This window comes from Flavobacterium circumlabens (genome assembly GCF_004345565.1).
GTDB classification, from domain to species: domain Bacteria; phylum Bacteroidota; class Bacteroidia; order Flavobacteriales; family Flavobacteriaceae; genus Flavobacterium; species Flavobacterium circumlabens.
On the sequence record NZ_SLWA01000010.1, the window covers coordinates 200,134 to 206,590 of the forward strand.

8 protein-coding genes are annotated in these 6,457 nt (G+C 33.5%); 2 read left to right on the forward strand and 6 right to left on the reverse strand.

Going from position 1 to position 6,457, the window contains the following annotated elements; genetic code table 11:
- Positions 1-74 precede the first annotated feature (74 nt).
- From EV142_RS20825 to EV142_RS20845, 5 genes are all read right to left on the reverse strand, one after another.
- Complete coding sequence (locus tag EV142_RS20825) at positions 75-401, reverse strand: hypothetical protein (protein ID WP_132037770.1); 327 nt, start codon at positions 399-401, stop codon at positions 75-77.
- Positions 386-580 (reverse strand): hypothetical protein, encoded by a 195-nt coding sequence (locus EV142_RS20830; RefSeq protein WP_132037771.1) that lies wholly within the window; start codon positions 578-580, stop codon positions 386-388. The genes EV142_RS20825 and EV142_RS20830 overlap by 16 nt, the downstream gene beginning before the upstream one ends.
- 118 nt (positions 581-698) lie before the next feature.
- On the reverse strand, positions 699-1,604 hold the full coding sequence (locus EV142_RS20835; RefSeq protein WP_132037772.1) for a DMT family transporter: 906 nt from the start codon (positions 1,602-1,604) through the stop codon (positions 699-701).
- 95 nt (positions 1,605-1,699) lie between these two features.
- Entirely contained in the window at positions 1,700-2,713 is a 1,014-nt protein-coding gene (gene galE / locus EV142_RS20840; protein WP_132037773.1) for a UDP-glucose 4-epimerase GalE, read from the reverse strand.
- A 36-nt stretch (positions 2,714-2,749) separates the two neighbouring features.
- The gene (locus EV142_RS20845; RefSeq protein ID WP_132037774.1) at positions 2,750-3,880 is read right to left on the reverse strand and encodes a DegT/DnrJ/EryC1/StrS family aminotransferase; all 1,131 of its coding nucleotides are present in this window, start codon (positions 3,878-3,880) and stop codon (positions 2,750-2,752) included.
- 137 nt (positions 3,881-4,017) lie between these two features.
- Between EV142_RS20845 and EV142_RS20850 the strand changes: the two genes are divergently transcribed.
- Both EV142_RS20850 and EV142_RS20855 read left to right on the forward strand, forming a co-directional pair.
- Positions 4,018-5,247, forward strand: coding sequence for a 3-deoxy-D-manno-octulosonic acid transferase (locus tag EV142_RS20850; RefSeq protein ID WP_132037775.1), 1,230 nt, complete (start codon positions 4,018-4,020; stop codon positions 5,245-5,247).
- A 348-nt stretch (positions 5,248-5,595) separates the two neighbouring features.
- Positions 5,596-5,808, forward strand: a complete 213-nt coding sequence (locus EV142_RS20855) for a PG1828 family lipoprotein (RefSeq protein ID WP_132037776.1) — start codon at positions 5,596-5,598, stop codon at positions 5,806-5,808.
- Between the two features lie 122 nt (positions 5,809-5,930).
- On the opposite strand, the gene EV142_RS20860 is transcribed toward EV142_RS20855, so the two are convergent.
- A complete protein-coding gene (locus tag EV142_RS20860) occupies positions 5,931-6,305 on the reverse strand; it encodes a DUF1508 domain-containing protein (protein ID WP_132037777.1) in 375 nt (124 codons plus the stop codon).
- Between the last annotated feature and the right edge of the window lie 152 nt (positions 6,306-6,457).

Genomic DNA, 6,457 nt, shown 5'->3' on the forward strand with positions numbered 1-6,457 from the left:
CGCAGTTTTTAGTTTTCAGTTGAAAAGCTATATAAAAATAAACCCTCATAAATTTTCATTATGAGGGTTTATTTTTATAGTTCCTTAGCTTCTTTGCAATAATTATTTATAATTCCGGTAATCAGATAATTTTGGTTTCTCTTTTCAAAGAATATGTACCAGGTCGTTTTGGCATTGGCTTTATAAAAAATATAATTTGAACCCAGATATAGGAGTTTTTCCGAAGTTTTCTTGTGAGGTGTTTTTTTAATCCTTTCCGGAACAGCATCGTAAATCTTAGAAACATATTCTTCTGCAGATTCAATAAAACTAAAATATTCTTTTTTATATAATGTAATCACCAAATCATCAAGATATCGAATAATGTCTGATGTAAAGATAACTTCTATTTCCCCCACCATTCTCTTATTCTTCTAATTGACTCTGCTTTTGCCTGCTCTGGCGTTAATCCTTTTGCAAATTCAGCATCAAAATCAAAAGTATCAGGATCAATTCCCTTCAATTTTGGTTTCTGAACTTCGTATTCTACCGCAGGTTCTTCTGCCTTATTCTTTTTCTGATTTTCATTCTTCTCATTCATAATCCCATTCTTTAGATAACGAATTTACAACAATTTCGTTAAATCAAAAAATTCCAAATAGTCCATCCTGATCATTTGGAATTTCTTTTGAAGCCGCAATATATACTGTTGTTCGTGTCTAAAGGAGATTCTTTTCTTTCTTTTTATAATTAATAATAAAAACGCCTAAAATAATAAGTATCGTTGCAATGATGAAATCAACTGTAATTTTTTCATTTAAAAGCAACCAGCCTAGAAAAACAGCTATAATTGTATTTACATAAGACAGGATAGAAACCTGTACTGCCGTAACACGTTTTAAAGCATAATTATAACAGAAAAACGCAATCACAGATCCAAAAACAGATAAATACAAAGAAGCAAAAATACTTCTTGAACTCCATGAACTCAAATCCGGATTTGGTGAAAAGATAAAAGCTAAAACAAGCTGAATACAAGAAGCCATTGTAAATTGATAAAATAAATTGAGTGCAATATTATTAGATTTATAGGCATGCGTTTTTGTATAAATCGTCCCGGCTGCCCAGGCCAAAATGGCCAAAATCATAAATAATACTCCAATTTTATAATCCTCATCCAAAAAGGAACTAAGTCCGTCTTTAAATATAAAAATAACGCCCGAAAATCCGATAATTACTCCTACAAATCCTTTTAAGCTTGCTTTTTGCAGTCCGAACAAAATACTGCCAATAAAAATAAGTATGGGTGACATGGCACTTATTACAGATGCTAATCCGCTTGGTAAACTCTGCTCCGCAATAGTTGTAAATCCGTTAGCAATAACAATCATTAGTACAGACGGAACGAGTTGGTATTTTAAATTTTTCCAGCCAATCCATTTCAGTTCTTTTTTAAACAACAAAATAGTCATTACTATCAGTCCTGCCAATCCCTGGCGTATAGAAGTTACAAACCAGGGCGGAATTGTTTCTACCGCAACCCTAATTCCTAAAAATGTGGTTCCCCAAATGATGCCAACAGCTGCTAAGGCAAAAATTAATTTATAATCTAAACTTTGTTTCATGATAATTAAATTCCTTTTTTAAATAAAAAATCCCAAACTATACTACTATAATTCGGGATTTTTTGTTTGCAGTAAAGATGCACTGCTGTGAGTCTTTACGATCGTACTTTTTGTTCCCATTTCCAGGCGCTTGCCATTGCTTCATCTAATGTTAATTGTGCTTTCCAGCCCAAAACATCATTAGCTTTATCGGTATTAGCATACGCTTCAGTGATATCTCCTTCCCGGCGTGGCATAATTTTATAGGGTAATTTGGTATTACTTACTTTTTCAAAACTGTTGATGACCTCAAGAACAGAACTTCCTTTTCCCGTTCCCAGATTAAAAGTCTCGACTTTAGCCAGATTCTTTTTATTGAACAAACGCTGCAAAGCAATAACGTGTGCTTTTGCCAAATCTACAACATGAATATAATCACGGACTGCAGTTCCATCCGGCGTTGGATAGTCATTCCCAAAAACTGATAATTCCTTACGCAATCCCATTCCGGTTTGCGTAATAAAAGGAACCAGATTTTGAGGAACTCCTAATGGTAATTCTCCAATTTCCGTACTTGAATGCGCTCCAACCGGATTAAAATAGCGCAATAAAATAGCACTAATATTAGTCACTTTAGCGGTATCTGTTATAATTTCCTCCCCGATCTGCTTTGTATTTCCGTAAGGAGACATGGCTGCCTGAACCGGAGCATCTTCTGTAATTGGCATTTTTTCAGCCTGGCCGTAAACCGTGCAGGATGAACTAAAAATGAAACTTGCCTCTGGTTTTTGCTGCAATTGCTGTAACAAATACACTAAAGTACCAATGTTGTTTTCATAATATAGCAATGGATTTTCAACACTTTCGCCAACTGCTTTCGAAGCCGCAAAATGAATAACCCCGGTAACATCGTTATGTTTTTTAAAAAAATCCTGAACTGCTGTTTTTTCTCTTAAATCTATTTTTTCAAACAGTGGCAGTTTTCCTGTAATTTTCTCAATTCCTTTTAAAACATCTTCCGAAGAATTAGAAAGATCATCAATTATCACAACTTCAAAGCCTTCATTTTGCAATTCGACTACAGTATGCGAACCGATAAATCCTAATCCTCCTGTTACTAATACTTTCATTTTGTGGTTGTTTTATGGCTAATATTTTAGTTTTATTTATTTTAAAAATTCAATTACACTGTCTGTAATAAATTTAATCTGCTCATCATCAAGCTCAGTATGCATGGGCAAAGCAATTACTTCTTTTACCAATTGATTGGTTACAGGAAATTGTTCTTCTTTGTAACGAACATCAGCATAAGCCTTTTGTGAATGCAGTGGAATTGGATAATAAATAGCACACGGGATTGCTTTATCCAACAAATGCTGCATTAACGCATTACGATCCGCATCAACAATCCTTAGCACATATTGATGAAAAACGTGATCATTTGCATTGGCATCAAATTCCGGTGTAATTATATTTTTATGACCCGCAAAAGCTGCGTTATATTTTGTTGCAGCTAAACGACGTGCCGTATTATATTCATCCAGCAAAGGTAATTTTGCATTCAAAACTCCTGCCTGAATACTGTCCAAACGTGAATTTACCCCTACTACATCGTGATGGTAGCGTTCGTACATTCCGTGATTCACGATGCCACGGATAATATGAGCCAGTTTATCATCATTGGTGAAAATTGCTCCGCCATCTCCATAACAACCTAAGTTTTTAGAGGGAAAAAATGAAGTTGCAGCCACATGACCAATAACTCCTACCTTGCTTTTTGTCCCTGATTTAGAAACATAATCAGCCCCTATTGCCTGCGCATTATCTTCAATCACATATAAATTATGCTCCGCGGCAATTTCCATAATCGCATCCATATTAGCTGCACGACCAAATAAATGTACCGGAACAATTGCTTTTGTTTTTGGTGTGATTGCTTTTTTTATCGCTTCAATGTCAATATTCATATTTGTAACATCAACGTCGACTAAAACCGGAGTTAATTGCAGCAAAGCAATTACTTCTACAGTTGCTGCAAATGTAAAATCAGCAGTAATAACCTCATCACCAGGCTTTAAATCCAGTCCCATCATTGCAATCTGTAAGGCATCTGTACCATTGGCACACGGAATTACATTTTTTGCTCCTAAATAATTTTCAAGATTTTTTTGAAACTGATGAACCAATGGCCCGTTTATATAAGTATTTGTATCTAAAACTTCCTGAATTGAAGCGTCAACGGTTGTTTTTATTTTTTCGTATTGACTCTTTAAGTCAACCATTTGAATTTTTTTCATTTATCTTTCTTTATTTTAAAACTTAAGATTTGTTTTCGGAATTCAATCTTCAAAACGAAGAACAAAAATAGTTATTTAATACCTTCAAACAATGAAAATAATCGAAAGAAACGTATTTTAGCACCAAAATTACACCCATGCTTTTTCTATACAATTTAGCCGTTTATCTTGCTGCCTTTTTTCTGAAAATTATCGCACTGTTTAGTACGAAAATCAAGCTCTTTATCAACGGAAGGAAAGATGTTTTTACCATTTTGGAAGAAAGAATAAAACCCACAGACAAAACCATCTGGTTTCATGCTGCTTCCCTTGGAGAATACGAACAAGGTTTACCGGTTATCGAAAAAATCAAAGAAAAATATCCTTTACATAAAATCATTGTTACTTTTTTTTCCCCTTCCGGATACGAAGTGCGTAAAAACAATACCGTTGCAGATGTCACTTTGTACCTGCCTTTGGACACTAAAAGCAATGCTAAACGGTTTTTGAAATTAGCACATCCGGAATTGGCGTTCTTCATTAAATATGAATTTTGGCTTAACTATTTGGGAGAGCTCAAAAAAAACGAAACACCCACTTTTTTAATTTCCGGAATTTTCAGGGAAAACCAGATGTTCTTTAAATGGTATGGCGGATTTTACCGAAAAGCACTAAAAACTTTCACTTATTTCTTTGTTCAAAACGAAAGTTCAAAACAAAAAATAGAAGCTATTGGTTTCCACAATGTAATTGTTTCCGGCGATACCCGTTTCGACCGTGTCAATGCAATCTTGGAAAGAGACAATACACTGGATTTTATTGAAAACTTCAAAAACAACCAAACCACAATTGTTATCGGCAGTTCCTGGCCAAAAGACGAAGCACTATTAGCCGAATATATCAATCACGCTCCGGAGAATGTAAAATTCATTATTGCACCGCATAACATAAAAGGAGATCAAATTGCAAGTCTTAAATCTCAAATCACAAAATCAAGCATTTTATTTTCCGAAAAAGGAAACGCTGATTTATCAGACTACCAGGTCTTTATTATCGACACCGTTGGTTTACTGACCAAGATCTATAGTTACGGAACGATAGCCTACGTTGGAGGGGGATTTGGAAATCCGGGAATTCATAATATTTTAGAACCTGCTACTTTTGGAATCCCGATTATAATTGGCCCAAATTATTCCCATTTTGCAGAAGCTACAGCGCTGGTAAAACTTCGAGGCTGCATTGTAATTAACAACAAAGAGGAACTCAAACAAAATCTCGATCGCTTACTTTCAGATGAAAAGTTTTTTAAAGAAAAATCTCAAATATGCAAGTCGTTTATTCAGGACAATACGGGAGCTACAGACAGCATTATGAAAATCGTTTTTTAACAACTCGAAATATCAAATGACAGGTTTTGAGTCGTAAATTATAAAAAAGTCGCTCAAAAGAGCTTATTTGCACCTTTAAAGCCTGCAGAATAATCAATAAAAAGCAAAACAAACCATTGGTAAGAGAATCAAAAAAGCTAATTTTCTTATTGAATATTCAATGAAAAATAATTTATACAAAAAATACAATAATATAACATAATTTTAGTATTTTGGCATATTATTTGATAACTAAGATATTCGTGAGCAATGAAAATATTTTAAAAAAAAAATAAAAAAATATTTTACATATTAAAAAATTTATATCTTTGCCACGAATTAATAATTAACCTTTTATAATAAAGTAAGATGAAAAAAGTATTTTTAAGTTTAGCTGTTGTTGCTGTTTTAACTGTTGTATCTTGTAAAAAAGCTGATGCTCCAGCTACTGACGCTGTAGATTCTACTGCTGTTACTGTTGATTCTGCTGCTGCTGTAGTTGATTCTGCTGCCGCAACTGTTGACTCTGCTGCTGCTAAAGTTGATTCTGCTGCTGCTAAAGTAGAAGAAGTAAAAAAATAATTAGAACCTAAGTTCTAAAAATTTTAAAACCATCCTTGAGATGGTTTTTTTTTATGTTAAAATTTTATTTTGCATAAAATCCATAAAAAAAAGCGTTTTGAAAATTTCAAAACGCTTTTTTTTTATTCTAACACTTCCTCATCGACTACCTCATCTTCAAAAATCGAATCACTGGACGAGAAATCCAAAATCTCCGACCTTGCAGCATAAGTAACAATTTCCTTGATTCCTTTCTGCAAAAGCAACTCTGTCGTGTATTTACGGCTTGTTGCAAAATGAAGTTCTCCCAACATCAGCTTAAAAAAATATTTCCCTCCGGAACCTTTAAATTTTAAAAACCTTGCCTGATCTATACTCAATTTAAATTTTTCAACATCTTCTTCACATTCGAACTTCAATTCATAACTCAAACTTGTAAAGATGATTTTTCCTTTTCTGGAAGTAAAAACAAATTTATATTCATCATTAAATCTTTTACTAATTACAAAAGCACCCATTTAGAATTTTAGATTTTAGATTATTGACTTTAGATTGTTGAGCCCTGATAGCCATCAGTTAGATTCTTAGATTCTTAGATTCTTAGATTCTTAGATTCTTAGATTCTTAGATTCTTAGATTCTTAGATTCTTAGATTCTTAGATTCTTAGAT

Excerpts from the sequence above, each read along its gene's own strand:
- EV142_RS20825 (WP_132037770.1), bottom strand. The coding sequence starts at position 401 with ATGGTGGGGGAAATAGAAGTTATCTTTACATCAGACATTATTCGATAT.
- EV142_RS20830 (WP_132037771.1), bottom strand. The coding sequence starts at position 580 with ATGAATGAGAAGAATGAAAATCAGAAAAAGAATAAGGCAGAAGAACCT.
- EV142_RS20835 (WP_132037772.1), bottom strand. The coding sequence starts at position 1,604 with ATGAAACAAAGTTTAGATTATAAATTAATTTTTGCCTTAGCAGCTGTT.
- galE (WP_132037773.1), bottom strand. The coding sequence starts at position 2,713 with ATGAAAGTATTAGTAACAGGAGGATTAGGATTTATCGGTTCGCATACT.
- EV142_RS20845 (WP_132037774.1), bottom strand. The coding sequence starts at position 3,880 with ATGAAAAAAATTCAAATGGTTGACTTAAAGAGTCAATACGAAAAAATA.
- EV142_RS20850 (WP_132037775.1), top strand. The coding sequence starts at position 4,018 with ATGCTTTTTCTATACAATTTAGCCGTTTATCTTGCTGCCTTTTTTCTG.
- EV142_RS20855 (WP_132037776.1), top strand. The coding sequence starts at position 5,596 with ATGAAAAAAGTATTTTTAAGTTTAGCTGTTGTTGCTGTTTTAACTGTT.
- EV142_RS20860 (WP_132037777.1), bottom strand. The coding sequence starts at position 6,305 with ATGGGTGCTTTTGTAATTAGTAAAAGATTTAATGATGAATATAAATTT.